Annotated in this window: 28 protein-coding genes and 1 tRNA gene; 18 read left to right on the top strand and 11 right to left on the bottom strand. The window is 40.4% G+C overall.

The genetic code is table 11. The annotated features are described in order from the left end of the window. Nucleotides 1-110: 110 nt before the first annotated feature. The 4 genes from H4J59_RS06070 (at nt 111) to H4J59_RS06055 (ending at nt 3,468) form a co-directional block, all read left to right on the top strand. On the top strand, nt 111-401 hold the full coding sequence (locus H4J59_RS06070; RefSeq protein WP_182237740.1) for a DUF2607 family protein: 291 nt from the start codon (nt 111-113) through the stop codon (nt 399-401). A gap of 135 nt (nt 402-536) precedes the next feature. Beyond that, the gene (locus H4J59_RS06065) at nt 537-1,784 is read left to right on the top strand and encodes a hypothetical protein (RefSeq protein WP_404852004.1); all 1,248 of its coding nucleotides are present in this window, start codon (nt 537-539) and stop codon (nt 1,782-1,784) included. Then, on the top strand, nt 1,768-2,679 hold the full coding sequence (locus H4J59_RS06060) for a metal ABC transporter solute-binding protein, Zn/Mn family (protein ID WP_182237738.1): 912 nt from the start codon (nt 1,768-1,770) through the stop codon (nt 2,677-2,679). Before H4J59_RS06065 ends, H4J59_RS06060 begins: the two co-directional genes overlap by 17 nt. A gap of 21 nt (nt 2,680-2,700) precedes the next feature. Continuing rightward, nucleotides 2,701-3,468: a metal ABC transporter permease gene (locus H4J59_RS06055; RefSeq protein WP_182237736.1), complete on the top strand. Its 768-nt coding sequence runs from the start codon at nt 2,701-2,703 to the stop codon at nt 3,466-3,468. A gap of 85 nt (nt 3,469-3,553) precedes the next feature. On the opposite strand, the gene H4J59_RS06050 is transcribed toward H4J59_RS06055, so the two are convergent. The 6 genes from H4J59_RS06050 to tkt all read right to left on the bottom strand — a co-directional run bounded on the left by H4J59_RS06050 (nt 3,554) and on the right by tkt (nt 11,233). Continuing rightward, complete coding sequence (locus H4J59_RS06050) at nt 3,554-4,333, bottom strand: YdiY family protein (protein ID WP_182237734.1); 780 nt, start codon at nt 4,331-4,333, stop codon at nt 3,554-3,556. Beyond that, complete coding sequence (locus tag H4J59_RS06045) at nt 4,323-5,153, bottom strand: mechanosensitive ion channel domain-containing protein (RefSeq protein ID WP_220469730.1); 831 nt, start codon at nt 5,151-5,153, stop codon at nt 4,323-4,325. Before H4J59_RS06045 ends, H4J59_RS06050 begins: the two co-directional genes overlap by 11 nt. Before the next feature lie 256 nt (nt 5,154-5,409). Continuing rightward, nucleotides 5,410-6,474, bottom strand: a complete 1,065-nt coding sequence (gene fba, locus H4J59_RS06040; protein ID WP_182189997.1) for a class II fructose-bisphosphate aldolase — start codon at nt 6,472-6,474, stop codon at nt 5,410-5,412. A 408-nt stretch (nt 6,475-6,882) separates the two neighbouring features. Then, nucleotides 6,883-8,061: a phosphoglycerate kinase gene (locus tag H4J59_RS06035; protein WP_182198457.1), complete on the bottom strand. Its 1,179-nt coding sequence runs from the start codon at nt 8,059-8,061 to the stop codon at nt 6,883-6,885. Between the two features lie 78 nt (nt 8,062-8,139). Next, nucleotides 8,140-9,153: an erythrose-4-phosphate dehydrogenase gene (gene epd / locus H4J59_RS06030; protein ID WP_182237729.1), complete on the bottom strand. Its 1,014-nt coding sequence runs from the start codon at nt 9,151-9,153 to the stop codon at nt 8,140-8,142. A 94-nt stretch (nt 9,154-9,247) separates the two neighbouring features. Then, the gene (gene tkt, locus H4J59_RS06025) at nt 9,248-11,233 is read right to left on the bottom strand and encodes a transketolase (protein ID WP_182237718.1); all 1,986 of its coding nucleotides are present in this window, start codon (nt 11,231-11,233) and stop codon (nt 9,248-9,250) included. A gap of 309 nt (nt 11,234-11,542) precedes the next feature. On the opposite strand from tkt, the gene H4J59_RS06020 reads away from it, so the two are divergent. Then, nucleotides 11,543-11,689, top strand: coding sequence for a hypothetical protein (locus H4J59_RS06020; protein ID WP_182237716.1), 147 nt, complete (start codon nt 11,543-11,545; stop codon nt 11,687-11,689). A 367-nt stretch (nt 11,690-12,056) separates the two neighbouring features. Here the strand turns inward: H4J59_RS06020 and H4J59_RS06015 are convergent. Both H4J59_RS06015 and H4J59_RS06010 read right to left on the bottom strand, forming a co-directional pair. Then, nucleotides 12,057-12,132 (bottom strand) — tRNA-Arg (locus tag H4J59_RS06015). 127 nt (nt 12,133-12,259) lie between these two features. Next, nucleotides 12,260-13,423, bottom strand: a complete 1,164-nt coding sequence (locus tag H4J59_RS06010) for a flagella assembly protein FlgT (protein WP_182237714.1) — start codon at nt 13,421-13,423, stop codon at nt 12,260-12,262. Nucleotides 13,424-13,853: 430 nt separating this feature from the next. On the opposite strand from H4J59_RS06010, the gene H4J59_RS06005 reads away from it, so the two are divergent. Continuing rightward, nucleotides 13,854-14,498, top strand: a complete 645-nt coding sequence (locus tag H4J59_RS06005; RefSeq protein ID WP_182237713.1) for a FlgO family outer membrane protein — start codon at nt 13,854-13,856, stop codon at nt 14,496-14,498. Nucleotides 14,499-14,526: 28 nt separating this feature from the next. Further along, entirely contained in the window at nt 14,527-14,991 is a 465-nt protein-coding gene (locus H4J59_RS06000) for an LPP20 family lipoprotein (protein ID WP_259369403.1), read from the top strand. 128 nt (nt 14,992-15,119) lie between these two features. Here the strand turns inward: H4J59_RS06000 and H4J59_RS05995 are convergent, their stop codons facing one another. The 3 genes from H4J59_RS05995 to flgA all read right to left on the bottom strand — a co-directional run bounded on the left by H4J59_RS05995 (nt 15,120) and on the right by flgA (nt 16,657). After that, nucleotides 15,120-15,551 carry a flagellar export chaperone FlgN gene (locus H4J59_RS05995; RefSeq protein ID WP_310733167.1) on the bottom strand — a complete coding sequence of 144 codons (432 nt, stop codon included), beginning with the start codon at nt 15,549-15,551 and terminating at the stop codon, nt 15,120-15,122. A 24-nt stretch (nt 15,552-15,575) separates the two neighbouring features. After that, nucleotides 15,576-15,890, bottom strand: a complete 315-nt coding sequence (gene flgM, locus H4J59_RS05990) for a flagellar biosynthesis anti-sigma factor FlgM (RefSeq protein WP_182237707.1) — start codon at nt 15,888-15,890, stop codon at nt 15,576-15,578. A 74-nt stretch (nt 15,891-15,964) separates the two neighbouring features. Beyond that, nucleotides 15,965-16,657, bottom strand: coding sequence for a flagellar basal body P-ring formation chaperone FlgA (flgA, locus tag H4J59_RS05985; protein WP_182237699.1), 693 nt, complete (start codon nt 16,655-16,657; stop codon nt 15,965-15,967). A gap of 183 nt (nt 16,658-16,840) precedes the next feature. Here flgA and H4J59_RS05980 point away from each other — a divergent pair, with 183 nt between their 5' ends. The 11 genes from H4J59_RS05980 to flgJ all read left to right on the top strand — a co-directional run bounded on the left by H4J59_RS05980 (nt 16,841) and on the right by flgJ (nt 26,412). Further along, nucleotides 16,841-17,776: a chemotaxis protein gene (locus H4J59_RS05980; RefSeq protein WP_182237697.1), complete on the top strand. Its 936-nt coding sequence runs from the start codon at nt 16,841-16,843 to the stop codon at nt 17,774-17,776. 39 nt (nt 17,777-17,815) lie between these two features. After that, nucleotides 17,816-18,646, top strand: coding sequence for a protein-glutamate O-methyltransferase CheR (locus H4J59_RS05975; protein WP_182237695.1), 831 nt, complete (start codon nt 17,816-17,818; stop codon nt 18,644-18,646). 65 nt (nt 18,647-18,711) lie between these two features. Beyond that, a complete protein-coding gene (flgB, locus tag H4J59_RS05970) occupies nt 18,712-19,110 on the top strand; it encodes a flagellar basal body rod protein FlgB (protein ID WP_182189984.1) in 399 nt (132 codons plus the stop codon). A 2-nt stretch (nt 19,111-19,112) separates the two neighbouring features. Further along, a complete protein-coding gene (gene flgC, locus H4J59_RS05965; RefSeq protein ID WP_182185619.1) occupies nt 19,113-19,532 on the top strand; it encodes a flagellar basal body rod protein FlgC in 420 nt (139 codons plus the stop codon). 18 nt (nt 19,533-19,550) lie between these two features. Next, the gene (locus tag H4J59_RS05960) at nt 19,551-20,240 is read left to right on the top strand and encodes a flagellar hook assembly protein FlgD (RefSeq protein ID WP_182237693.1); all 690 of its coding nucleotides are present in this window, start codon (nt 19,551-19,553) and stop codon (nt 20,238-20,240) included. A 29-nt stretch (nt 20,241-20,269) separates the two neighbouring features. Then, nucleotides 20,270-21,625: a flagellar hook protein FlgE gene (flgE, locus tag H4J59_RS05955; RefSeq protein WP_220469729.1), complete on the top strand. Its 1,356-nt coding sequence runs from the start codon at nt 20,270-20,272 to the stop codon at nt 21,623-21,625. Between the two features lie 379 nt (nt 21,626-22,004). Further along, nucleotides 22,005-22,748, top strand: coding sequence for a flagellar basal-body rod protein FlgF (gene flgF / locus H4J59_RS05950; RefSeq protein ID WP_182237691.1), 744 nt, complete (start codon nt 22,005-22,007; stop codon nt 22,746-22,748). Nucleotides 22,749-22,770: 22 nt separating this feature from the next. Then, nucleotides 22,771-23,559: a flagellar basal-body rod protein FlgG gene (gene flgG, locus H4J59_RS05945; protein ID WP_182189980.1), complete on the top strand. Its 789-nt coding sequence runs from the start codon at nt 22,771-22,773 to the stop codon at nt 23,557-23,559. Nucleotides 23,560-23,575: 16 nt separating this feature from the next. Further along, on the top strand, nt 23,576-24,283 hold the full coding sequence (gene flgH, locus H4J59_RS05940; protein ID WP_182237689.1) for a flagellar basal body L-ring protein FlgH: 708 nt from the start codon (nt 23,576-23,578) through the stop codon (nt 24,281-24,283). A gap of 25 nt (nt 24,284-24,308) precedes the next feature. Beyond that, on the top strand, nt 24,309-25,403 hold the full coding sequence (locus tag H4J59_RS05935; protein ID WP_182237687.1) for a flagellar basal body P-ring protein FlgI: 1,095 nt from the start codon (nt 24,309-24,311) through the stop codon (nt 25,401-25,403). Between the two features lie 16 nt (nt 25,404-25,419). After that, nucleotides 25,420-26,412 (top strand): flagellar assembly peptidoglycan hydrolase FlgJ, encoded by a 993-nt coding sequence (gene flgJ, locus H4J59_RS05930; protein WP_182237685.1) that lies wholly within the window; start codon nt 25,420-25,422, stop codon nt 26,410-26,412. The last annotated feature ends 20 nt before the right edge of the window (nt 26,413-26,432 follow it).

Below are 26,432 nucleotides of genomic sequence, written 5' to 3'. Positions count from 1 at the left end.
ATAGAAGTACCGTTAATTGTGTTAAACGGTACGCGCTCTGCTTGCAAGATAAGTTCTAAGTCGCGTACACTATCTCCGAATTTGATTCATTCACTCATTGGGTAGCACAAATGTACTTTTCAGTAACTAACAGGCGACTTATCGCAATATGGCTCAGTGCTATATTGTTATTTTTGTCTGTGGCTGCTGCTGCACATAGTGTTGAACATATTGATGATGGTGCTACAACTCATTGTACTTTGTGCTTCCACCAGCATCAATTTGATCAAGTACTGCCGCAGCATGACGTCAAACTTGGGTTTATTTCTCAACCAATTGAACAAACTACTAGTATTCGACCAATATTAACACTCACTCATAGTGTTACTTACCTTAGTCGTGCCCCTCCTCTCACACTCTAAAACATCTTATACCTAGTTGATAACATTAATAATCAAACCGGTATTTTTTAACAATTTAAAGTTTTACCAAGCGCTTGTTTTCAATTAACACGCGATTTGTGTATTCGTATTTAATTTATTTTAGAGATTTTAACAATGAAAAATTTTCAATTTTTACCTACCTGCTTTTCGGCAAAGTTGCCGATAAAATTAAGCGCAGCAATGGTTATATCTAGCTTTTTCCCTCTGCTTTCACAAGCGCAAACACCAACCCTTTCTAACCTAACCGTCAGTGCGGTTTTAGATGGTTATTATCAAAGTGAAGATCGCCTGATGACCGAACGAGCAAAAGGTTTTGGCATTGGTGAAACTGAGCTGGCATTTAGTGCCAGTATTGATGATATGTTTTTTGGCAAACTCACCACAGTTTTCGAATCAAATGATGGTGAAAGTGAAGTGAATGTTGAGGAAGCCTTTGTTCAAACTATGGCCTTACCCAACGGCTTTACAGTACGTGCAGGTCGTTTTCTATCAGATATTGGCTATTTAAATAACCAACACCTTCATAGTGACTCTTTTACCAGTAGACCTAGTGCTTATCGAGCATTTTTAGGTGGACATTACTTCGACGATGGCTTGAGATTTAGTTACATTGCACCCACAGATTTATATTGGACTATGGGCGTAGAAGCCTTTTCAGGTGATAGTCTTCGAGCAGCTGATGAGCATGGTGAACGAGCGTTTGACAGCACAGGTGTTTATACCGCATTTACTAAAATGGGTGGTGATATCTCCATTGAAAGCTCATGGCAGTTAGGGGTGAGTTATTTACGTAATGAAAATGGCCAATTAACAGCAGAAGAACATGAAGAAGCGGCTCATGAAGAAGCGGCTCATGAAGAAGCAGGAGATGATCATAGCCATGGCGCAAGTTATACCGGGAAGAATACTTTTATAACTGACTTTGTTTATAAGTGGGCACCTGATGGTAATTATAAATATCAACATTTAACCCTCAGTGCTGAATACTTTAGAGTCAGTGATTTTATGGTTCCAGAGCTGCATGAAGAATTTTCTGGAGCAGCAGATCATGACGAGGACGCTAATAGTAAAGATTATCATCAAGCTTGGTACGTCAGTGGTGTGTATCAATTCTCACCGAATTGGTCGGCAGGATTACGTTATGGCAAGTTAGATAGTCAATTGCAACATGAAGGACATTTTGATCAACAAACACTGAAGGAAACTGAGCTCAGCGTTGCTTGGCACAATAGTCACTTTTCTACCGTGAGATTAGAGTTTAGCCATCAGAGTAATCTTGGTTTTGAAAATGTGAATAATGACAACGTTATGACCTTACAATATGTTATGACAATGGGAGCACACAATGCGCATCAATTTTAAATTACTATTAGGCAGTGCTTTACTGACCTTAAGTCACGGTGCTTTGGCGCAAATGAATATTTTTGCTTGTGAGCCTGAATATGCCGCTTTAGCGAAGGAACTTGCGCCAGATGCTCGCATATACTCAGCTACAACCGCGATGCAAGACCCACATCAAGTACAAGCTCGGCCAAGTTTGATTGCTAAAATGCGCCAAGCAGATCTGGTGATCTGCGCCGGTGCTGAATTAGAAGTTGGTTGGTTACCTATGTTGCAAATGAAAGCGGCTAATGTGCAAGTGCGTAGCACAGACAAAGGTTTGTTTTTTGCGACAGAGCATGTAAAAACCTTAGATCAAATGAGCAACGTCGACCGTAGTATGGGTGACGTACATAGACTAGGTAATCCGCATGTACATTTTTCGCCGCCGCGTATGCTAACTATTGCTCAAGCGTTAACCGATAAGTTAATTCAACTTGATGAAAAGCAAAGTGCTGGGTATCAACAGCAGCTAAGTCGTTTTACTGCACGTTGGCAATTAGCCATGACCCAGTGGCAAATAAAAGCGCGCGGTTTGCAAGGCATGAAAGTGATTGCTTATCACTCAAGTTTTCGTTATTTGTTTGACTTTGCCAATATTGAACAAGTAGCAGACTTAGAGCCTAAACCCGGTTTGCCGCCAACGAGTAGCCACCTTGCAAGCTTATTAAAACGGGCTGACAAAGGTGATATAGCGGCAGTTATTATAGCGTCTTATCAAGACCAACGTGGCGCGAATTGGTTAGCAGAAAAATCTAATTTACCCGTTATTGTATTGCCACTATCGGTTGGTGGTAATGAGCAAAGTAATGATTTATTTAGCTTATATGACAGTACTCTAGATTTATTGACGCAAGCATATCGCGCACAAAAATAGCATTAGCTGTTAGAGGTACCTTTGATGGATTATGAATTACTGACCATATTATTGCCGGCTTTTGCTGCGGGCATCTTAGTGCTTTCAACCCATGTTGTGCTAGGTAAGCAAGTATTAAAGCGTGGCATTATTTTTATTGATTTAGCTATCGCACAAGTTGCTGCTTTAGGCGCTATTGTTGTGCGTATGGATCATGATATTGCTGAACTTGCCTATGCACATGTTTGGATGCCAGCGCTATTTGCTTTAGCGGGAGCGGGCATTATTGCTTGGTTAGCCAAGCATATGGCAGAAGAATTGGAAGCCATGATAGGGTGTTTTTACGTCTTATCAGCCGTGACCGCTATGTTGGTGTTAGCTAATGACCCCCATGGCGCTGAACTGCTTAAACAGCTAATGTCAGGACAAATTCTATGGGTAAGTTGGCAACAATTGTTGTTACCTACTGTGGTCTATAGTGCGATTCTGGCGCTAATATTTTATAAGCCTAAGATATTAGATGGCGCAGCTTTCTATCTTATATTTGCGCTGGTGATAACATTATCGGTTGAGCTTGTTGGCGTTTATCTTGTTTTTAGTACCTTAATATTACCCGCACTGGCGATTAATAAGTTACAGACAAAACGAGTATTACTCTGGGCTTATGGCGTGGGTTTAGTGGGTTACTTATTCGGTTTGTGTTTATCAGCCAGTTTTGATCTACCCAGTGGTGCGGCGATTGTGGCGACATTAGCCTTAAGTGCGGTAGTTTTTAGGTTAGTCAGTAAAGTCGTATTAAAAAATCAGTGATGTTTTAATACCTAAAAATAATAAAGCCAGCATGTTGAACATGCTGGCTTTATAAAACAAAGCTATCACTAATTGCGCTTAATGCTTAGAAACTGTAGACCAGAGTCATGGCAGTTTCGGTATTCATATTTTCTTTGTCATCTTCCACATCAGTGTTGTAATCTAAGGTAAAGCTAAACTTAAGCTGCAAAGTTTCAAGTAACTTGGTTGTAATTGATGTTCTCGCTTTATAAATGCTATTTTCGTCTGCTTTTGGTGCGTACTTAGCGACAACTAATTGCTTAAATAAAACGTGTTCATTTATTTGACGCTTGTATAAAGCTTGGGCTTGAATAATAAAAGCAGATTTAGATTGTTCTGCTTGAAGGTCAGTTTGGCGAATAACGTCGCGCTTGTAACCTGGGCCAATATCGGCATCTAGTGTTGCTTTTTCAGATTCGAACCAACGACGACCCCAACCGGTTGAAACTGAACTTTGGTTTTTGAAATTACTAAAACGATTATCTTCATAAGAAACATTACCATAGATATAGTTTGGGCTCGCTTTATCAAGATTGTAATTTGTTTGGCCAACAGCAGTCCATTTTTGATCGCTGGTGGTAAAATGTTCTTCACCGTTCTCATCTTCTAGCTCACTTTTCTTGACCAGTAAGCCCAATGTTACCGTGGATTTCCAATCATCAACTTCGTAAGTAAAATCAAAACCGGATTTAATATCAGCACTATTAGTATCACCTGTTTTAAAAAGCATACCTAACTCTGCCGAAGCCGTATAAGGTGACTCTACTGTTGGTGAGCTTGCTTCTTCTGCTAGCGTTGTTAGTGATACACAACATAATGCGGCTGATAATAACTTATGACTCATTTTTTTCCTCTTTATTCATATGAATAGATAATTGTGGGAATGGGATTTCGATACCTGCGTCATCCAATTCAGTTTTAATTTTTTCTAGTAAATCGTAGTAAGTTGGCCAGTAATCTTCAGAGTTAACCCAAGGTCTTACCACGAAATTAACGCTGTTGTCAGCAAGTGCTGATACACCTACGGTTACTGTTTGGTCTTTTAATACTCTTTCATCGGCACTGGCTATAGCGAGTAACAGTGCTTTAGTTTTTGCCAGATCGGCTTCATAGCTTACCCCGATGATTAAATCGATTCTTCTGGTTGCTTTGGTTGAGTAATTGGTAATAGTACCACCAGTGATCGCACCATTTGGGATAATAACGGTTTTATTATCACCTGTTCTTAATTGAGTGGAGAATATTAAAATTTGTTCAACCATACCCGCAACACCAGCGACCTCGATAAAATCCCCTGATTTAAAGGGTTTAAAAACAATCAGTAATACGCCCGAAGCAAAGTTTGATAATGAACCTTGTAACGCTAGGCCTATGGCTAAACCGGCGGCACCAACGATAGCGACTAATGACGTGGTGTTAAAGCCTAAGTGTGATATAGCGGCAACAATAACAATGAAAAACAACATACCGTAAAGCAAGCTACTGATGAAGGAAATAATCGCTTCATCCATGCCCTTATGGCGCATAACTTTGATTACGCCTTGGCGAACCATTTTGGCAATAAACTTACCGACGATAATGATGGCTACTGCAACGATTAATTTAATCGCAAAATCGATCAACAATGTTTGGTTATCGACAAACCAGTTTTGAATAGTGTCCATTATGTATCCTAAGTATTCTGATAAAAGTCTAATTATAATAAACATCAATTGAAATATCATTATATTGTTAATAAATTAAGCGACTTATTAACAATATACTTATATTTCAATTGATTAGATTTTTTATGCGCGTTTGTCTTTAAAAATGATCGTTAAAAAGTAGACGAAAAAAATCCGATGAATAATATCCATCGGATTATTTGCTAGCTTATTAAACTAAATACGACTAATTGATTGTCGTTATTTTTAACTTTAATTACTTAATTAAAGCATCCAATTTGCCAGTAGAATATTGCATAAACATGTTATCAAGTGAGATAGGCTTAATTGCTGATGCATGGCCAACGCTGCCAAAGGCTTCATAACGTGCTTTACAAATATCGTACATAGCTTGTGTTGATGCTTTTAAGAATTTACGTGGGTCAAATTCACTTGGATTTTCGGCTAAGAAACGACGAACAGCTCCCGTAGACGCTAAACGTAAATCGGTATCTATGTTGATTTTGCGCACACCATTTTTAATACCTTCTTGAATTTGCTCAACCGGTACACCATAAGTTTCTGGTATCTTACCACCAAATTCATTAATAATAGCTAACCAGTCTTGTGGCACTGAAGAAGAACCGTGCATCACTAAATGTGTATTAGGAATACGGCTATGAATGGCTTTAATACGATCAATCGCTAATATATCGCCCGTTGGTGGACGGGTAAACTTATAAGCACCGTGAGAAGTACCACAGGCAATAGCTAAGGCGTCAACTTGTGTTTTTTGCACAAAGTCGGCGGCTTCTTCAGGATCAGTTAGCATTTGCTCCATGGTCAATTTACCGACCGCGCCAATGCCATCTTCTTCACCAGCTTCACCCGTTTCAAGCGAACCTAAACAACCTAATTCACCTTCAACTGAAACGCCACAGGCGTGCGCCATTTCAACAGTACGGCGAGTAACATCAACATTGTATTCATAGCTTGAAGGCGTTTTACCGTCAGTCATTAATGAACCGTCCATCATCACAGATGAAAAACCTAACTGAATTGAGCGTTGGCAAACACCCGGTGAGGTGCCGTGATCTTGGTGCATTACCACAGGTATATGAGGGAATTCTTCAATAGCAGCTAAAATTAAGTGCCGTAAAAATGGTGCGCCGGCATACGCTCTAGCGCCTGCTGAACCCTGCAAAATTACCGGACTGTTGGTGTCGTTAGCGGCAAGCATGATAGCTCTAACTTGTTCTAAATTGTTAACGTTAAAGGCTGGGATACCGTAACCGTTTTCGGCCGCATGATCTAACATTTGGCGCATAGAAACTAAAGCCATGAACTAACTCCTGTGATTGTAAATAGTGACAAAATTGACTGTTAACAAGTTTCACTGTGAAACTTATTGCTTTCGTAACGTAAGTATATCAGATGAATTTAGTAATTTGCACGAGAAAAAAAGGATCAATATTGCTTAAAATATAAATTTTTTTTAATTTACCGCTTCTGTATATTAATTACGTAAGTAATGGTGTTTTAAGCAGGTTTTAGCATGATAAGTTGTAGTATTGGTGTAAATTTACTACGAAATAGACGGTGTATTGAATAATATTTTTATGCTTAATTTTAGTCACTGAAAATAAATAACCTAACGAAAGTCTTATTGAAAAAAAAGTGAAAAAAAAGCTGACAGCACAATTAAGTGCTGTCAGCTTTTTAAGATAAAATATTTATTTTTCGAGCGAATTTATGCTTTAGCGCGCGCTTCTAAAATTTCTACTGCAGGCAATTTTTTGCCTTCTAAAAATTCAAGAAAAGCACCACCACCGGTTGAAATATAAGATATTTTATCGGCAATACCATATTTATCAACAGCGGCTAAGGTGTCACCACCTCCGGCAATAGAAAATGCTTTGCTATTGGCTATAGCGTGGGCGATAACTTCAGTGCCTTGACCAAATTGGTCGAATTCAAAGACACCAACGGGGCCATTCCATACTACGGTACCGGCATTAGCGATAATATCTGCCAAGGCTTTTGCGCTCTCTGGGCCAATATCAAAAATCATATCGCCATCGGCTACGTCGCTAACATTTTTAAGTGTTGCTACAGCGGTTTCAGAAAATTCTTGACCAACCACCACATCGGTGGGGACTGGAATTGAACCGTTATTGTCGCTAGCTTGTTTAGTTAAGCGTTTTGCTTCATCGACTAAATCAGCTTCGAATAATGATTTACCCACATTGTGACCTTGTGAGGCAATAAAAGTATTGGCAATACCGCCACCAACAACCAGTTGATCAACAATACCTGCCAATGAGTCTAGCACGGTAAGTTTAGTTGACACTTTTGAGCCACCAACAATCGCCACCAATGGACGGGCAGGGTTATCAAGTGCTTGTGATAACGCGGTTAATTCACCCGCTAACAGTGGGCCGGCACAGGCAGTTGCTGCATATTTTGCGACGCCATGTGTACTGGCTTGTGCGCGATGAGCCGTGCCAAATGCGTCCATAACGAAAATGTCACAAAGCGCGGCTAATTTTTTCGATAAAGCATCATCATTACTTTGCTCACCAACATTAAAGCGAATGTTTTCAAATATCACCAATTCGCCAATATTAACCTCTACGCCATCAAGGTAATCTGTGACTAAACGAACCGGTACGTTAAGTGCGGCACTGAGATAATCTGCTACAGGCTGTAAAGAAAACTCGGCATTATATTCGCCTTCCGTTGGACGACCTAAGTGCGACATAACCATCACTTTAGCACCCGCATCTAAGGCTAATCTCAGCGTAGGTAAGGCCGCTCTTAAGCGCGCATCAGAGGTGATTTTACCCTCTTTAACGGGTACATTTAAGTCTTCACGAATGAGCACACGTTGGTTGTTTAATGCTAAGTCGGTCATTTTGATTACTGACATGTTTATTCCCTGTTGGTAGAAGTTTAACGGTTAAGTAAAGTTTAAGTGATTGTATTTGTTAACGACATCTATGCTCAATTAACCCACTTTTGCCATAGCAGAAGCGGTGTCTAGTAAACGATTAGCAAAACCCCATTCGTTATCACACCAAATAAGTAATTTAACTAAGCGCTTGTGACTAACCCGCGTTTGATTGCCATCAACAATACTTGAGTGTGGGTCATGATTAAAGTCGATGGAAACTAACGGTTCAGTGGTATAACCTAAAATGCCCGCCAACCCATTGTGTTGAGCGTCAACAATGGCTTGATTAATTTGTGCAATAGTAGCGTCACTTGATAAGTTTAAGCTTAAATCCATAGCGGTTACATTAATAGTGGGTACTCGCACGGCTATCGCTTCAAAGCGGCCAGCAAACTTGGGCAATATTCGTTCAATACCGGCGGCCAATTTAGTATCAACCGGTATTATCGATTGGCTAGCGGCACGAGCACGGCGTAAGTCAGGATGATAAGCGTCAATCACTTGTTGATCATGCATCGAAGAATGAATGGTCGTGATGGCACCACTTTCAACGCCAAAGGCTTGATCTAAAACCTGAATAACAGGGACCACACAATTGGTGGTACAAGAGCCGTTTGACACCACTTTTTCAGCCGCAGTGAGTTGTTGATGGTTAATACCATAAATAATGGTCGCGTCTAAATCTTGTGAGCCAGGATGTGAAAACAAGACCTTTTTTGCGCCTTGCTGAATATGCAACTGGCCATCTGCTTGGCTGCCAAACTTACCGGTACAATCAATGACAATATCGACATTGTGCTCTTGCCAAGGAAGATTGCTTAACTCGGATTCATGGCTTAACGATATTTCGTCACCAGCAATAAATAATTTTCCAGCACTTTGTTGCACCGCAAATGAAAAACGACCATGAGTTGAGTCGTATTTTAATAGGTGAGCTATGCCTTCAGGCTCGGCAAGTTCATTAATAGCGACTAAGTTAAATTCGTTGGTGCTGGAATTTTCATATAGTGCACGAACAACATTTCTGCCGATTCGGCCAAAGCCATTTATAGCGATATTAATTGACATGTTTTTGACTCTTATTATCACGAATTTGGTAAAGAAGATAGCCAGTTAAGCATGTGTTAACTGGCTATAAATGCCATTTTTGTGGCAAAGGTGATTAGTGTAGGCTGTTGACTGTGTTAACTACGTTTTCAACGGTAAAACCAAAATATTCAAGTAAGACATTACCCGGTGCTGACTCACCAAAAGTGGTCATGCCAACAACTTTGCCACTCAAGCCGACGTATTTATACCAAAAGTCAGTATGTGCGGCTTCAATCGCCACACGTTTGGTTACTGCTGGTGGCAATACCGATGCTTTGTAGTCATTATCTTGGGCATCAAAAATATTGGTTGATGGCATAGAAACAACGCGGACATTATCACCCAAGCTTTCAGCTGCTTTTAACGCTAATGACACTTCAGAGCCGGTAGCAATTAAAATAACTTCTGGTGTGCCAACACTATCTTTTAAGATGTAGCCACCTTTAGCAATATCAGCTACTTGCGCACTGGTACGTGTTAATGCAGGTAAACCTTGGCGAGAAAAAATTAATGATGTTGGTGCATTCTGGCGAACAACCGCGTTTTTCCATGCCACAGCGGACTCGGTGGCATCGGCTGGACGCCAAGTCACCATGTTAGGCGTGGTACGTAGGTTAGTTAACTGCTCAATAGGCTGATGCGTTGGACCATCTTCACCTTGACCAATTGAATCATGGGTGTAGACAAAAATGTTTTGAATGCCCATAAGTGCAGACATACGTACCGCGTTACGAGCGTACTCCATAAACATCATGAAAGTGGCACCGTAGTTGATAAAACCACCATGCAATGAAACACCATTCATGATACCGCTCATACCAAATTCACGCACACCGTAGTAAATGTAGTTACCGGCCGCATCATCTTGAATGCCTTTTGAACCAGACCAAAGCGTTAAGTTTGAACCGGCTAAATCGGCTGAACCGCCCAATAACTCAGGTAACATAGCACCAAAGACTTCAATGGTGTTTTGTGATGCTTTACGTGAAGCGACATTTTCAGCTTTTTCCTGACAGGCTAAAATGTAGGCATTGGCTTTTTCTTCAAACTCGGCAGGTAAATCACCTTTAATCACACGACGTTCATATTCCGCAGCTAAGGCTGGGTGAGCAGCTTGGTAAGCGGAAAATTTATCATTCCAGTTGGCTTGTGCTGTGGCGCCATTTTCTTTTTGATCCCACTCGGCATAAATATCAGCCGGTATTTCAAATGGCGCATGAGGCCAGTTAAGAAATTCACGCGTTGCCGTAATTTCGTCGTCACCTAATGGTGCGCCGTGACAATCGTGCGTACCTGATTTATTGGGTGAACCAAAGCCAATCACGGTTTTACAACAAATCATAGTAGGTTTATCGGTGACGGCTTTTGCTGCGGCAATGGCAGCCGTGATAGCTGCGCTATCATGACCATCAACATCGCTGATCACATGCCAACCGTAAGCTTCAAATCGTGCTGGGGTATTGTCAGTGAACCAACCTTCAACATGACCATCAATTGAAATACCGTTATCATCCCAAAAGGCCACTAATTTGCCTAAACCTAAGGTACCGGCTAATGAACAAACTTCATGCGAAATACCTTCCATCAAACAACCATCACCTAAAAATACATAAGTGTTGTGATCGACAATGTTATGACCGTCACGGTTAAACTGTGCCGCCAAAGTTTTTTCAGCTACTGCCATACCTACAGCATTAGACAGACCTGCGCCCAACGGACCCGTGGTAGTTTCTACACCTGGCGTGTAGCCGTATTCAGGATGACCCGGTGTTTTAGAGTGTAATTGGCGGAAGTTTTTTAATTCGCTCATTGGCAAGTCATAACCGGTAAGGTGCAATAGTGAATAAATCAACATAGAACCGTGGCCGTTAGACAAAATAAAACGGTCACGATCAACCCACTGTGGATCACTTGGGTTATGTTTTAGAAAGTCACGCCATAAAACTTCAGCGATATCTGCCATGCCCATTGGGGCTCCAGGGTGTCCTGATTTAGCTTTTTGCACGGCATCCATGCTTAAAACTCGAATTGCATTGGCTAGTTGTTGACGCGACGGCATATTTGCTCCAGTTATTATAAGATTTGATGGGATATAAATTGCGCTTATTTTCGCCTAGACTACCCCTTAACTGCAAATGTTATTAGCATTTTTCTATGATTATTTTTAACTTAGCTATATTTAAAGATATTAAGGCTTAATTAGCCGCTTTAACTGTCGTGAATATATCTGGTGATTAAATCGACAATAAAAGCTGAATTGGCCAAGTAAGCTCTTGAAATTAAAATTAGGATCCTATAGTGTTGATGTCGTGTATGTAAAAAAAATAACAACTTAATAAAAACATACAAGCTGACATAGGATTAAGTAATGAACAGCTCGTCACGTGGAATTAAGCTGACTACGGTAATATTAGCAGTATTAGTATTAGCCATATCAGCATTGTTGAGCACTGGCTCAGCAGCAGACGACAAGGATGTTGTAAGAGAAAAAGCAGATAGTGAACTAGTAAATTAGCTCATTTAATAATAAAAACCTCGCAATCGCGGGGTTTTTTATGCGCGCTTAATAAGGTGTATCGCTGTGATAGGACATAATTTTATAGGGTGTATGACGTAGTTTATATCTTATTTTACAATCTATTACACTGAAGGTAAGTCAAGAAGTCGGGGTGAAAAATTAACACGACATACACAATTTACATTATATTGTGTGGACAGCAGCCCCTAGTAACCTATCGCTTTAAAACAAGATCAATATATTAATATTTTTGCTATTTACCCGCATATTAGTCAAGCATCAGGCTAGATAAAACAACTCACTATAAAACCTCAGTACCGCTAGTTATCAAGTACTTCCCTGCAAATTTTGTATAAATAATTACTGGCGTCCCCACCAGGACTCGAACCTGGAGCAGCAGCTTAGGAGGCCGCAGTTTTATCCAGTTAAACTATGAGGACATAATGCAAATAATTATCGTGCTAGCCTATGCTACAGCTATTTTATAAATTAGTATTCAAAAAAATACACTTTACACCTGATAACTATTTAATTAATGGTCATAATTTGTAGCGTTTATCAAATTTGCTAATACCTTACCGCCAAGTCGTTAATTTGGATGTTGTCTAATATGTGCTGCTCAGTGGTGGTTGCCCGGGCACTGTCTTGACTGACAGAAGTTACTATAACTTTATAAGGACTGATGTTAAAAGCTGAATAAGAGCGCTTATCATCACTGATAAAATTATTGAAATGTAGCAAAGAGAATTCATCACCTATTTTAACCCCGTGTCTTTTTCCTAAGTTAAAAGTCAGTGAGTTACCCTGTACTTGCACAATTCTAGCCTGGGTAGGCTGACACATCATGTTCTCATCAATATCACTGACTATGCTGTCTAAGGTTAGACTAATGCTTTGGCCATAGTCACTTTGCCAAAAGTTATGGCTAGTAACGTCAACTTGTTTGCGCTTACCGAATTGCCACGGGGCAGAGCTTTGATAGTGTTTAGCCAAAACTCTTTCACCTGTAGTACCGTCGTGAATATAAAGGGCAAGATTAAATTGGCGTTGATAGACGTTTGTTTGCCAAAACTGCCAGTTATTATTTTCGTCATTTGCTAGAGAAAGATCTTGTATCTCTGAAAACAAAACATACTGGCTATCTGTCATGTTGGCTAATGACATGGTTAATTCTTTTAAATTTTGGCTTTGCAGGCTTTGGTTATAACGTGAAAATTCTGTTTTAGTTTGCAAGGCCAGTTTAGTCTCCAAATAGATACCTTGCTGCTGTATTTTATTAGCGAGCTGTTGGATTAAGGTGCTATCAATAGCGTAGATGTTACCAACATTAGCTTGTTCACGGTGTAGTATATTACTGCGAGTTAACAGCATAGATTTTTTATAATCAGCCGCGAAGCACTTTTTTTCTTGTGGAAAAATATCAGCCCTTATGATGACAGTGACTAAGTCGTCGCTATAGTGTTCACTGACTAGCTCTAATGAATTAACACTGCCACTAGCGCGGATGCTAATTTCGTCTTGGGTGAGTAAACCATTAACCACTTGCTGAACACTTGACACTGAAGCACCGGCAACCAGTAAGGCTTTTTTCAACGCATTGTGCATAGCCTGTGTTTTTGCTGTTTTATTATCAGCATTTATTATGCTCGCCACACCTTGCGATTCATACCATTGTCCGACACTAGCGCTGCTATATATAGCACAGCAAAGGTAAAATAAACTTAAACGCATAAAGGTCTCTTTTAATAGGGAATCAATCTCTTTTTTAAATATGCAGGTTTTGTGCCTATTTCAAATAAAAGTTCAACTCAAGATAAGTAAAGTGGCCCAACAAACTACTTTTATCGGTATTAGCTTGCTGATAGCGATAAAAGTAGTAGGGTTTTATCAGGCATTAAAAACCCTATCTGGTTTGGTAAAGTCTGGTGATTGGATAAAAAGGTGTTTTGAAAGTGATACAGAATCAGTGCTGAAAAAAAGTGTAAATAGGCAGAACAATTAGACTAAAACTATAGCCAATAATCTAGGGGTATAGTTTTAGTCTACCCTGTATTATACCAAGTTGAGGTGAAATAAAAATATTGGCGCGGATCATGCTTTATTAATTTTATTAATTATTTTCATTAATTTTACGACATTAGCATTAATTGAGGAGAGCTAAATGAAAAATTGGCTTATAGCAATAATAATACCGACAGTGATGTCGTGTTCTGTGACAACCAAAGATGATTTTTATCGATCTTCTTATGCCGATAAAGAAGAAATTGACAGTTTTAAGTTACCTCGTCATGCGATAAATGACGTGGTGAAAGGTCTTGCGTATCAAATGCTGGAAAGTAGCACCTTTGTTACGCCTAAAACGCCAATTGCTGTTGCATCATTTGTCGATTTAAAAAATTTAGAATCAACTAACTCGTTAGGCAATCAACTGTCAGAAAGTTTTATCCATGAAATGCAACGACATGGCCTGGTTGTTATTGATTTTAAAACCACTGGACATATTCGTGTAACGGCCGATGGTGATTATGTTTTCAGTCGCGATTGGAAAGAATTGCCAGAACGTCAGATAATTGACTATGTTGTTACCGGCACTATGATGCAACAAAATGAAGGCGTGTTAGTCAACGCACGAATGATTGGCATGCAATCTCGAGTTGTGGTGGCAACGGCGCAGTCTTTTATTCCTGCTTGGGTTGTTGGCGATGATTTTAATCGCCATGAAAATGTTAAAATGAAAGATGGCATGATCTTGCGTGACAGTACCACGCTAGCCGACGATGCACGTGCCATTGCGATACAAAAGTAATATTATCAAACAAATGTCTAAGGTGAGTATGAATACTTTACGTAATGGTATTGGGGTTTTTTTAAGCGCTTTAGTGTTAAGTGCATGTTCTTCGGTGTTTGATAAACAGGTTGAATGGCAAAACGTGAAACCTGAACAATTTCCTGTATTAACCGCCATAGGGCAAGCACCGATTAGCTTGCAGAACTCTCAAAACAAAACCCAGCGTATGCTGATGGCAATAAAAGCTTCAAAAATTGCTGCTTATGCGGAGTTAGCTGAACAAGTTTATGGTCAAAATATTAATGGTAGCACCACCATGTCTAATTTAGTGCTTGATAATCAACAATTACAGGCATCAGTACAAGGCATTATTCGTGGCGCAAAAGTCGTTAAAAGCTATCCGGTGGGTGACAGTTATACCACTGAGTTGAGTTTAGATTTTAAAGATGTTTATGAAATTTATATCGCAACTTCTAACCGCAAAGAAATAAAGCATATCTCATATTACTAGCGTCATTGAATAGCGCTGTATTTTAGTACCATTAAAAAAACCAGCTATTGCTGGTTTTTATGTACAGGATGTACGGTATGGTGCGATCACATGGATGTGAAGGAGCAGTGATCATAAAATATACAAAGCTAAGCTTTTATACCTAAGCTACTGAGTCCGCCAGAGGTTTTTCCTTTACTATTATAGGTCATGGATGACTTATTATGATTCTCTAGTAATGAGGTCTTCATGCGTTCTACAGATAATTGTGATTGCTGAATAATCAGGCCATTAATTTGATTCTGTTTTTTACAGCGCACTAAAATGGCTTCAATATCTGATAACAGGCTGGTGAACTTGCCCGCCAGTTTTTCTTGTTTGAATTCAAAACTTTGACCAATAGCATTGTCAATTCTCTTAATCGCCAAAAGCAGGTCGTTTTTGTCTGCGGTAAGATGAATAAGTGCATCAGGGTTTTGCTGCTGCAGTACATCTTTCTCAGTGTCTAATAACGTCTCTAATTGCGTTAATTGCGATAATTGTTGAGAAACCAATTGTTGCGGTGTTAGTTTTTCAGACACTATGTACTCCACTTTAGTGACAAGTTAGCCAAGTTCAAATTCAAAATTGGCGATACTTGCCGCTAGCTTTTCTGGATTTATTTTATAATCGCCAGAGGCAATAGCACTCTTTAATTCAGCAATTTTTTTCTCATTGACTACAGGCGAATCAGCCGCTTGTTTCTGCAGCTCATTCATTTGTTTTGCTTGCGGGGTAATTGATACCGAATCACGCGTTGCCAATGTAGCTTGTTGCGAGGCATTGCTACTTTCGCTAACTTGCTGTTTGGTCTGAACTTGCTGCTCAAGTTTTTGTTTTACTTGAGTGGTGTTATTCAAGTTGTTGATATTAATAGCCATTATTGTATCCTACTTACAACAGTTATTGGTTTCTAACCTTTTATCGGCAAAACAGCAGAAAACTTAAGCAATTATTATAAATTAATTATCACTTGGTTAATAGCGTTAACTTGCCCCTGAACCACGCGACCAGACTTGCTATTTCGCACCGATATAATTTCGCCTAAACTACCGTCATTTAAGGCAATGCCAAAAGACTTAATTTCAAAGTGTGCCGACTTAGCAATAATATTCACCGGCTCGCCTTTACAGACAAAACAGGTGTTTTGATTAGTAATAGCACTACCTTGAGACAAATTTCTTTTTGTACGAGCACCCACCACTACTTTAGGGTCGGTCAGTACAGTGCCCCGTATTTGCCCGTTATCTTTAAATATAATTTCGATATTAGCGTTACTGAGCAAAGTGCCTTTACTTATTCGCATTCGTGTTACTAATACAGGTATAATAGTGTGAATTTGTACGGGGATATACAACTGCCAAGATTCTTCGTCCGGACAAACAATTTTAACATTTACGTTTCTACCGATATGCTTTTCAGGTATATTTGCCGTCAATGGCAATAAACAAGGCTGTAAGGTAATTCGGGGATCTATTTCAGAAACTTCAATTTCCATTTTTCCTCGTGCGGGCAAACTGACATTGTCCTCAACATAGGATTTGATAAAGTTATAGAGATAATCACGATCGAATGTCATGGCTGAACTAGCGTTAATACTGGCCAAATAAATAAGGGTGATTGCTATTACTATCTTTAATTTGTTCATAAGTTATATCTGACTGCTAGGAAAATAAAAATACACATCCAAACTTAATTAAGTTTAATTCAGTACAATTTAGCACGAATAACGTCAAAATATTTACGTTGTTGCAATGCTAGTGCTTTAAACGTTAAAACAATCAAGAATCGTGCCTTTGTTATACTTTCATTGGCATACCAAGGAGGTTTTATGGCAAGTATATTAGACACAGTAGATCAACGTACCCAATTAGTTGGCGAGAACCGACTAGAGTTGTTGTTATTTAAACTCATTGGTAAACAGCGTTTTGGTATTAACGTATTTAAAGTGCGTGAAGTTATGCCATGTCCTAGGTTGACCGTAATACCTAAGCAAAATAAATTTGTTAAAGGTGTTGCCCATATTCGTGGTCAAACTATTTCGGTTATTGACCTAAGTAAAGCCACGGGTGGTCCGGCAATTGTGCAAACAGAAAGCAGTTTTGTGATTATTTCTGAGTACAACCGAACTGTGCAGGGTTTTCTTGTTGCCGGTGTCGAACGCATTGTAACCTTGAGCTGGAAAGACATTATGCCGCCGCCAGAAGGTGCGGGAAAGTTAAGCTACCTTACAGCGGTTACCAAAATTGACGATGAACTGGTATCGATTCTTGATGTTGAAAAAATCATCAATGAAATCAACCCTATTTCAACAGAGTTAAGCGAAGGTATTGCTGATGCAAGCGTTGGAGAGGCTATTGGCGAACGAGTGATTATGATTGCTGATGACTCGACCGTGGCACGAAATCAAGTGAAACGTGCTCTTGAACCTTTGGGCTTAACCATGCTGTTAGCAAAAAATGGTCAAGAAGCGCTTGAGCAATTACAGGAAATTGAGCAAGGGTGTCAAAACAGCATCACTGAAAAGGTCGCTTTGCTGATTTCTGATATTGAAATGCCCGTGATGGACGGTTACACCCTAACAGCAGAAATTAAGCAGAATGATCGCATGAAAGGTATGCCGGTTATTTTGCATACTTCGCTAAGTGGTGTTTTTAACAATGCCATGATAGAGAAAGTAGGAGCTGAAGATTTTATTCCTAAATTTCATCCCGACGAGTTAGCGACTGCGGTTAAAAAGTGGCTAAAGCATGATGAGATTGCTTAATCTTAGTCTGCAGTATTTAAATAAGGTGGACTACAACTAGTGTTAACTAAACAACTTGATGATAAAAACTATCATCAATTTAGAATGTTTTTAGAGCAGCAATGCGGGATTGTTCTAGGTGAAAACAAACAGTACCTGGTGAAAAGTCGCCTAGTACCCCTGATGGCAAAATTTGATGTCGCGTCTTTGTCTGAACTCGTCGCGCAAACACTTAATCCAGTTAAACGACAATTACGCGCTGCCGTTATTGATGCCATGACCACCAATGAAACCTTATGGTTTCGAGATGGCTACCCTTTTGAACTATTGAAAAAAGATCTACTGCCAGGTTTTAAAAACCAGCGAGCGCCATTAAAAATTTGGTCAGCGGCAAGCTCATCAGGACAAGAGCCCTATTCAATTGCCATGGCGGTTTATGAATTTCAACAGAGTAACCCAGGCGCATTTCCTGGCGGTGTTCAAATTATTGGCACTGATATATCTACTAGCATGTTAGAGCATTGCAAACATGCTCATTATGACAGTTTAGCCTTATCACGAGGCTTATCTTTGGAACGGCAACGACAGTTCTTTGAAAGCAGTGGTAATAGCATGTTAAAGGTGAAAGATGTGATTAAAAAAATGGTCAGTTTTCGCCAACTTAACTTGTTAAATAGTTATAGTTTACTGGGCCAGTTTGATTTGGTCTTTTGTCGTAACGTCTTGATTTACTTCGCCCCTGAACTAAAATCAAAAATAATTTCTCAAATACACGGTACGTTGAAAAAAGACTGTTTTTTATTTTTGGGTGCCTCAGAATCACTGTCAGGTATTAGCCAAGATTTTAACATGATCCGCTGTAATCCTGGTATTTTTTACCAAAAAAAATAACCTCTGCGTATAACCTTGGCATAAATATTGAATAAATACCTTCATTCTTCTGGAGGTATTTTTTTATGGCTATTAGTTTCGATAAAGCATTCGGTATTCACCCGCAAGGTCTACAAGTGCGTGCTCAACGCGCTGAACTTATTGCCAGTAATATTGCCAATGCCGACACACCAGGCTACAAAGCCAAAGGCATGGACTTCAAAGCCGCATTAGCACAAGCCGCCTCAAAACAACAAACCGGTATGACCCGTACCAACGAGAAACATTTCGATGTGCGTATGGAACTTAATAACGGTGTCGGTTTTCGTGTGCCTGATCAAGCCGATACAGGTGACGGTAACAGCGTAGACGTACAAGTGGAACGAAACTTGTATCTAGAAAACTCTATGGAATATCAAGCAAGCCTACAATTTCTTACTAGTAAGATTAAAGGCTTGAAACAAGCAATCACTGGAGGGCAATAATAATGAGCCTATTTAATGTATTTTCTATTTCCGGTTCAGGTATGAGCGCACAATCTGTCCGCTTAAATACCACCGCGAGTAATATTGCTAACGCTGATAGTGTTAGCAGTAGTGTCGGTGAAACATATCGTGCCCGCCATCCAGTTTTTGCCGCTGAGATGCAAAAAGCTGCCGGTGGGCAAAATGAGTCGGTAGGTGTTGAAGTCCTTGGCATTGTTGAAAGTAATAAGCCACTTAATGTTGAATATGCTCCGGATCATCCAATGGCTGACGGCGAGGGCTATATTTACAAGCCGAATGTTAATGTTATTGAAGAAATGACCAACATGATTTCTGCTTCTCGTTCATATCAAACCAATGTGCAACTAGCGGAGTCAGCAAAAAACATGCTGAATAAAACGCTAACACTTGGTCAACGCTAAGGTTAAATAGGACTTATCATGGAAACAGTATCGGGCTCTAGCCTATTAGATAATATTCGTTGGCAGCAAGAGAATTCAACTCCTGAGACCGATGACGCTCGCGGTATGTTAACGCAGGAAGATTTTTTTGCCTTGCTCACCCAAGAACTTTCCAATCAAGACCCGACTAAGCCGGTTGAAAATAATGAGATGATATCTCAGATGACCGCATTCTCAACCACTGATGGCGTGACAAAGTTAAACGATCAATTTTCTAGTTTTGCTGCTTCAATGTCGTCTAGCCAAGCCCTGCAGGCATCGTCGCTGGTTGGTCGTAGTGTTTTAGTTGAAGACAACGTCTTTGGTGCGGAAGAAGGTCAAGCGGTAAAAGGTAAGTTAGTGACCGACCAAGCGGCAAGTAATGTCAATATTTATGTAGAAAATGTTGCCGGTGAAGTTATTCAAACCGTACCTGTAGGTGACGTATCCGCCGGTGACTTTACCTTTACTTGGGACGGAAAAGACACCAATGGCGAATCTGCACCAGAAGGGGCTTATCGTTTTCGTGTTGCCGGTTTAGTCGATGGCAATGCATCAGAATTGCAAGCGATGACTTATCGTAAGGTAGACAGTGTCACTTTGGCCGGCAACGGCGGAAGTATTTTATTAAATCTTAACGGTGGTAGCACCATGAAGCTTTCTGATGTAGTAGAAGTTTCTCAAGGTTAATTAAACAATTTTTTGTATGAGGTGAAATTATGTCATTTAATATAGCATTGAGCGGATTAAACGCAGCTCAGAAAGATTTGGATATAACATCCAACAACATTGCCAATGTAAACACCACTGGCTTTAAAGAATCACGAGCAGAGTTTGTTGACGTTTATGCGTCTTCACTTTTATCAGCCGGTAAAACTAAAGTGGGTGACGGTGTTTTGACGTCTGATGTGGCGCAACAGTTTTCACAAGGTAGTATTAAGTTTACCAACAACTCCTTAGATTTAGCGATTAACGGTAATGGATTTTTTGCTACCGTACCAGAAGTGGGTAGTTTAGATACCTCATATACCCGAGCGGGTCAGTTTAAATTGAACCAAGACAATTTTATTGTTAATTCTCAAGGTGGGCACTTATTGGGCTTTCCTGTTAATGCCGACGGTTCATCGACCTCAGTCAGTTTAAGTACCGCTGAGCCTATTCGTATTCCAACCGCCTCAGGTGCACCAGAGAAAACCTCGGAAGTTGAACTGAGAATGAATTTACCCGCAGGTGAAGCCTATATTGAAGGTGCGCCAGGAAACTTTGACTCCACTAAGCCATCAACATTTAATCATTCAACATCAGCAACGGTATTTGACTCATTCGGTGACAGTCATATTATGACTTATTATTTTGTCAAAGATAATCCAATTGATAATGCGAATGAGTGGATGATGTTTACCTCTGTTGATGGTGAAATGGTCGATTTAGAGGCTGATCCTGGACAGACTAGCCCCATTGCGGGGGCAGCGCCTGGAGTTGTTGGTGCCAGATTAACCTTTAATTCAGTAGGTGATTTTACTGGCATAGTGCCAAGCTTAGCTGACGGCGGAATAACTACTCGCGCCCTTGGCGACACCATCTTATCGAACGGTGCAGATCCTGATCAGACCATCAGTGTTAATTTTAATTTAGATATCTCAGGTCCGAATCCAAATGAACCCACACAGTTTGCTTCCAACTTTGAAGTCACCTCGTTACAACAAGATGGACTAGCGGTTGGTCGATTAACCGGTATTGATATCGGTGGTGATGGTTTGATAAGGGCGACATACAGTAATGGCACTTCAGAGCCTTTATCACGTATTTCTATGGTAAGTTTTGCCAATGATCAGGGCTTAAAACAGATTGGCAGCACCGGCTGGAAAGAAAGTATTACCTCAGGAGAAGCGCTAGCGGGTGAAGCGGGATCGGGTACCTTTGGTTCGATAAGTTCTTCAGCATTAGAGCAATCTAATGTTAATCTAACCTCTGAGTTAATTGACTTGATCTCGGCGCAACGAAATTTCCAAGCTAACTCTAGAGCACTTGAAGTTGATAATCAGTTAAACCAAACCATTTTACAAATTCGATAATCTCGATAGTGGTTAACCTCGATAGTGGTTAATCTCAATAGTGGTTAAGAGCAATAGACAATAATTGCTCATAGCTACCAGATTAATTTATAGCGCTCAGCGCTAATTACTGTGCATAATAAAGATAAAAAGCCAGATAATCATCCATTGATATCTGGCTTTTTTATGCTCAGGACGAGCAGTCCTTAACGCAATAGCGGCCAATAAAAAGCTTTCAGTCATAAGCTGTCAGCTTTCAGTGAAAAATAGCTATTAGTAAAAAAATCATAAGATCATAAGTTTAACGCCATTCGTATTCCACCTTATTAAGCCTTCTTAATTTTTGGCACTCTATTTGCAACAGTTTTATTATTATTAATATTATTGAGTGAAGTTCATTATGGATAAGATGCTGTATATCGCTATGAGTGGTGCAAAGCAAAACATGCAAGCCTTATCAGTTAATGCTAACAACCTCGCTAACGCCAAAACTACGGGCTTTAAAGCGGATCTAGCCAATGCTAGATCCATGCAAGCTTTTGGTGAAGGCATGCCTTCTCGGGTATTTTCAATGACCGAACGAGCAGGCCAAAACTTTGACACTGGTGCTTTATTGACCACAGGACGTGATCTTGATATTGCCATTAAAGGGCAAGGTTGGTTAACGGTACAAACCGAAGATGGTAATGAAGCCTATACCCGCAATGGTCAGTTGAAGTTAAACGACAATGGGGCACTTGAAACCTCAAGAGGTGACATAGTGATTGGCGACCGCGGGCCCATTTTTTTACCTCTACCTGTGAGTAATATCAATATAACGTCTGACGGCACCATTATGGTTCAGCCTGAAGGAGCGCCAAGCTCTGCTCAAGAAGAAGTGGGCAGAATTAAATTTGTTAACCCAGATAATCGCTTGCTGGAAAAAGGCAGTGATGGTTTATTTCGTCGTCAAGACGGCAACAATGAACCGGCCGATGTCACGGTAAAAGTGGCGAGTGGGGCATTAGAGTCTAGTAACGTAAACCCTATCAGTGAAATGACCGATATGATCGCGCTACAGCGTCAATTTGAAATGCAGTTGAAAATGATGAAAACCGCAGAAGAAATTGACGCCAGTGCCGCTTCATTATTAAAAGCGTTCTAAATAAAATTTTTCGAGGTGATGTATGAATCCAGCATTATGGATCAGTAAAACAGGCTTAGACGCCCAAACCAAAGAGATTGCGGTTATTTCCAACAATCTAGCCAACGCCAGTACCATAGGTTTTAAAAAGAGTCGCGCGGTATTTGAAGACTTACTTTATCAAAATATTAGCCAGCCGGGTGGGCGTTCAGCACAAGACACTGAAATGCCATCAGGGTTAATGTTAGGTGCGGGTACCAAAGTGGTAGCAACACAAAAAATTCACACCCAAGGTGACATGCTTAATACCGACAATGCCTTAGATCTGATGATCCAAGGTGAAGGTATGTTTGAAATTTTAATGCCTGACGGCTCTTCTGCTTATTCACGTAATGGTCAATTTACCATGAACGATGAAGGCAGCATAGTGACCCCAGGCGCGGGTTATTTAATGCAACCACAAATAACCGTGCCAGAAGATGCCTTGAGTATTATTGTGTCGCAAGACGGTGAAGTCTCCGTCACCTTACAAGGCCAAGCTGAACCCGCTGTAGTCGGACAAATTAATACTGTTAACTTTGTCAACCCGACCGGATTACAGCCAATCGGGCAGAATTTATACATTGAAACTGCAGTAAGTGGTGCGGCACAAGAGGGTGTGCCAGGTTTAGCAGGTTACGGCATGATAGTGCAAGGAGCGTTAGAAACCTCAAATGTTAATACCACCGAAGAGCTGGTTAACCTGATTGAAAGCCAACGAGTTTATGAAATGAACTCAAAAGTCATTTCTGCGGTTGACGAAATGCTTAGCTACATTAATCAGCAACTATAACGTTGAGGAAGGTATTATGAAAAGCAATCGAGCTTCGTTATTAAGCACAGTATTTACCGTCAGTATGGTCGCGCTATTGTTCACGGGTTGTGCTAGCACTGAGCAGGAAAAAACCTTGCCTAATGATCCTGATTTTGCACCTATTTTACCCGAAGTGAAGGATAAATCTTTAGTGCCAACGGGCTCTCTCTTTAACATCAATTATGTTAATAACATCTATTCAGACTCTAAAGCGCATCGGGTTGGCGATATTATTTCCGTGATTTTAAGTGAAAGTACCCAAGCGCAAAAAAGTGCCAAAACAGAGATTTCAAAAGCCAATAGTGCCACGCTCAATCCTATTACCGGTTTTGGTGGTGCAGCGGTAAATTTCAATAACAAAGCGATACAATTTGGTTACGACCAAAGCTCAGATTTTGAAGGTGATTCAAAAGCCAATCAGGGCAACAGTTTATCCGGTAATATTTCGGTTCATGTCTTGAGAGTTTTACCCAACGGTAACTTGATGATCCGTGGTGAAAAATGGATGTCATTAAATAATGGTGATGAATATATTCGCTTAACGGGTATTGTTCGTTCGCAAGACATCAGTTCAGATAACACAGTTACCTCGAGTAAAGTGGCGAACGCCCGTATTGAATATGCTGGCACCGGCGCATTCGCTGACGTGCAAGAGCAAGGCTGGTTGTCGAAGTTTTTCAATAGTTCATGGTGGCCTCTTTAGTAGGTAATAGCAGTAGGATAATAGAATGAAAAAATATTTAGTGAGCTTTGCTTGTTTAACCTTGATGCTTTTATTGCCAGAAACCAATGCCCAACGCATTAAAGACTTGGCTGATGTTGCTGGTGTGCGCAGCAACCAATTAATTGGTTATGGTTTGGTGGTGGGTTTACCTGGTACGGGTGAGCAAAGTCCTTTTACCGAGCAAAGTTTTAAAACCATGTTAAGCAATTTTGGCATTAAAATGCCGGCGAATTTAAAACCAAAAATTAAAAATGTGGCTGCTGTAGCGGTCCATGCGGAATTACCTGCATTTGCCAAACCAGGGCAAACCATTGACGTTACCGTGTCGTCTATGGGTAGCGCACAAAGTTTACGTGGTGGTACCTTAATACAAACTATTTTAATGGGACTAGACGGTAATGCCTATGCGGTTGCCCAAGGTAGCTTGATTGTGAGTGGCTTAGGCGCTGAAGGCTTAGACGGCTCAAAAGTGATTGCTAATACCCCAACCGTCGGTCGTATCGCCAATGGTGCTATGGTTGAGCGTGAAGTATTATCGCCCTTTGCTTCAGGTGACCATATTACTTTTAATCTTCATAACGCTGACTTTACCACCGCAAAGCGTCTTTCTGACACCATTAATAACTTAATTTCTGGCTCAGCACGCGCCATTGACGCTGCATCGGTACAAGTGACTGCGCCCAGAGATGCTGCGGATCGGGTGAGTTTTTTGTCAGTATTAGAAAATTTAGAATTTGAACCTGGCTCGCCAGCGGCAAAAATTATTGTTAACTCACGCACAGGTACTATTGTTATTGGCGCTGATGTTCGCCTATTACCGGCGGCCATTACCCATGGCGGCATTACCGTCACTATTAATGAAGTGGCGGCTGTTTCACAGCCCAATGCCTTTGCTGAAGGGGTAACGGTAGCGACTAATCAATCGATTATTGACGTTAAGAAAGATGACTCACGTATGTTTGTTTTTGACCCCGGCGTTACGCTAGACGCACTAGTGCGGGCTATCAATCAAGTAGGCGCTGGCCCTGGTGATGTTATGGCGATATTAGAAGCCTTAGACCAAGCCGGTGCATTACGCGGAGATTTGATCATTATTTAATGAACAAATAAAGCTTATGACAACACGTATTGCAGACGCACAAAACTTTTTAGACGTTAACGGCTTAAACTCGATTCGCCAAGACGCGAAATCGGGTGATAAAGCCGGTAAAAAAGATGCACTAGAGCAGGCAGCTAAACAGTTTGAAGCTATTTTTATGCAAATGCTGATGAAAAGCATGCGTAAAGCGCAAGAAGTGTTGGAGTCTGACAGCCCATTTAATTCAGAATCGACAAAATTTTATCGTGACATGCATGATCAACAAATGTCATTAGAGTTGTCTAATAATGGTGCCTTAGGTCTTTCTGAACTTATTGTTCGCCAGCTAGGTGGCGACAGTGAAAACTTTACCCCACATAATATTTTACGTAGCGATGGCAATCTCGATAGTCGTGGCAGTTTGCGTATTAGCGAGCCGGCATTGCTCAGCAATATCAGCACAGTCAATGACTCGTCAGGGCATCAGGATCCTAGTAAAGATCGTCAAACAAATGGCTCTATTGCTGCCCAAGCGGCCAACATGATGCAAAGCCCAACCTTTGAACAACCAAAAGATTTTGTTAGCGCCTTAACCGCTGATGCTAAACGTGTACAAGATAAAATCAACGTACCCTTTGAAGTTGTTATTGCCCAAGCCGCGCTAGAAACCGGTTGGGGTCAAAAAATAATCAAAACTAATTCAGGTGAAAGTTCGAATAACTTATTTAATATTAAAGCGGATAGCCGCTGGGCTGGCGAGAAAACACACAAAGAAACCTTAGAGTTTGAAAATGGCGCTATGGTGAAAAAGCGTGAACCGTTTAGGGTTTACGAATCTATCGGCCAAAGTGTTGATGACTACTTAAATTTATTGACCAAAAGCGAACGTTATCAGGGTGCATTAGAAAATTCAGCCAATGTGGAGCAATTTTTGCATAACCTACAAAGTGCTGGTTATGCCACCGATCCTGATTACGCTAAAAAAATCATAGGAACACTTCGGACAGTAACCAGCTTATTAGATAAATAATCAATAAGTTTACCGCTAAT

The organism is Colwellia sp. MB02u-10 (assembly GCF_014077185.1).
GTDB lineage: Bacteria > Pseudomonadota > Gammaproteobacteria > Enterobacterales > Alteromonadaceae > Cognaticolwellia.
The sequence above is the reverse complement of the archived record's forward strand: the minus strand, read 5'-3'. Positions and strand labels throughout refer to the sequence as shown.

Excerpts from the sequence above, each read along its gene's own strand:
- flgA (WP_182237699.1), bottom strand. The coding sequence starts at position 16,657 with ATGAACAAATTAAAGATAGTAATAGCAATCACCCTTATTTATTTGGCC.
- H4J59_RS05960 (WP_182237693.1), top strand. The coding sequence starts at position 19,551 with ATGGAAACAGTATCGGGCTCTAGCCTATTAGATAATATTCGTTGGCAG.
- H4J59_RS06035 (WP_182198457.1), bottom strand. The coding sequence starts at position 8,061 with ATGTCAGTAATCAAAATGACCGACTTAGCATTAAACAACCAACGTGTG.
- H4J59_RS06020 (WP_182237716.1), top strand. The coding sequence starts at position 11,543 with ATGAACAGCTCGTCACGTGGAATTAAGCTGACTACGGTAATATTAGCA.
- H4J59_RS05980 (WP_182237697.1), top strand. The coding sequence starts at position 16,841 with ATGGCAAGTATATTAGACACAGTAGATCAACGTACCCAATTAGTTGGC.
- H4J59_RS06065 (WP_404852004.1), top strand. The coding sequence starts at position 537 with ATGAAAAATTTTCAATTTTTACCTACCTGCTTTTCGGCAAAGTTGCCG.
- flgH (WP_182237689.1), top strand. The coding sequence starts at position 23,576 with ATGAAAAGCAATCGAGCTTCGTTATTAAGCACAGTATTTACCGTCAGT.
- H4J59_RS06050 (WP_182237734.1), bottom strand. The coding sequence starts at position 4,333 with ATGAGTCATAAGTTATTATCAGCCGCATTATGTTGTGTATCACTAACA.
- H4J59_RS06010 (WP_182237714.1), bottom strand. The coding sequence starts at position 13,423 with ATGCGTTTAAGTTTATTTTACCTTTGCTGTGCTATATATAGCAGCGCT.
- flgB (WP_182189984.1), top strand. The coding sequence starts at position 18,712 with ATGGCTATTAGTTTCGATAAAGCATTCGGTATTCACCCGCAAGGTCTA.
- flgC (WP_182185619.1), top strand. The coding sequence starts at position 19,113 with ATGAGCCTATTTAATGTATTTTCTATTTCCGGTTCAGGTATGAGCGCA.
- H4J59_RS06045 (WP_220469730.1), bottom strand. The coding sequence starts at position 5,153 with ATGGACACTATTCAAAACTGGTTTGTCGATAACCAAACATTGTTGATC.
- H4J59_RS06000 (WP_259369403.1), top strand. The coding sequence starts at position 14,527 with ATGAATACTTTACGTAATGGTATTGGGGTTTTTTTAAGCGCTTTAGTG.
- flgF (WP_182237691.1), top strand. The coding sequence starts at position 22,005 with ATGGATAAGATGCTGTATATCGCTATGAGTGGTGCAAAGCAAAACATG.
- flgJ (WP_182237685.1), top strand. The coding sequence starts at position 25,420 with ATGACAACACGTATTGCAGACGCACAAAACTTTTTAGACGTTAACGGC.
- flgE (WP_220469729.1), top strand. The coding sequence starts at position 20,270 with ATGTCATTTAATATAGCATTGAGCGGATTAAACGCAGCTCAGAAAGAT.
- flgM (WP_182237707.1), bottom strand. The coding sequence starts at position 15,890 with ATGGCTATTAATATCAACAACTTGAATAACACCACTCAAGTAAAACAA.
- tkt (WP_182237718.1), bottom strand. The coding sequence starts at position 11,233 with ATGCCGTCGCGTCAACAACTAGCCAATGCAATTCGAGTTTTAAGCATG.
- flgG (WP_182189980.1), top strand. The coding sequence starts at position 22,771 with ATGAATCCAGCATTATGGATCAGTAAAACAGGCTTAGACGCCCAAACC.
- epd (WP_182237729.1), bottom strand. The coding sequence starts at position 9,153 with ATGTCAATTAATATCGCTATAAATGGCTTTGGCCGAATCGGCAGAAAT.
- H4J59_RS05935 (WP_182237687.1), top strand. The coding sequence starts at position 24,309 with ATGAAAAAATATTTAGTGAGCTTTGCTTGTTTAACCTTGATGCTTTTA.
- fba (WP_182189997.1), bottom strand. The coding sequence starts at position 6,474 with ATGGCTTTAGTTTCTATGCGCCAAATGTTAGATCATGCGGCCGAAAAC.
- H4J59_RS06070 (WP_182237740.1), top strand. The coding sequence starts at position 111 with ATGTACTTTTCAGTAACTAACAGGCGACTTATCGCAATATGGCTCAGT.
- H4J59_RS06005 (WP_182237713.1), top strand. The coding sequence starts at position 13,854 with ATGAAAAATTGGCTTATAGCAATAATAATACCGACAGTGATGTCGTGT.
- H4J59_RS06060 (WP_182237738.1), top strand. The coding sequence starts at position 1,768 with ATGCGCATCAATTTTAAATTACTATTAGGCAGTGCTTTACTGACCTTA.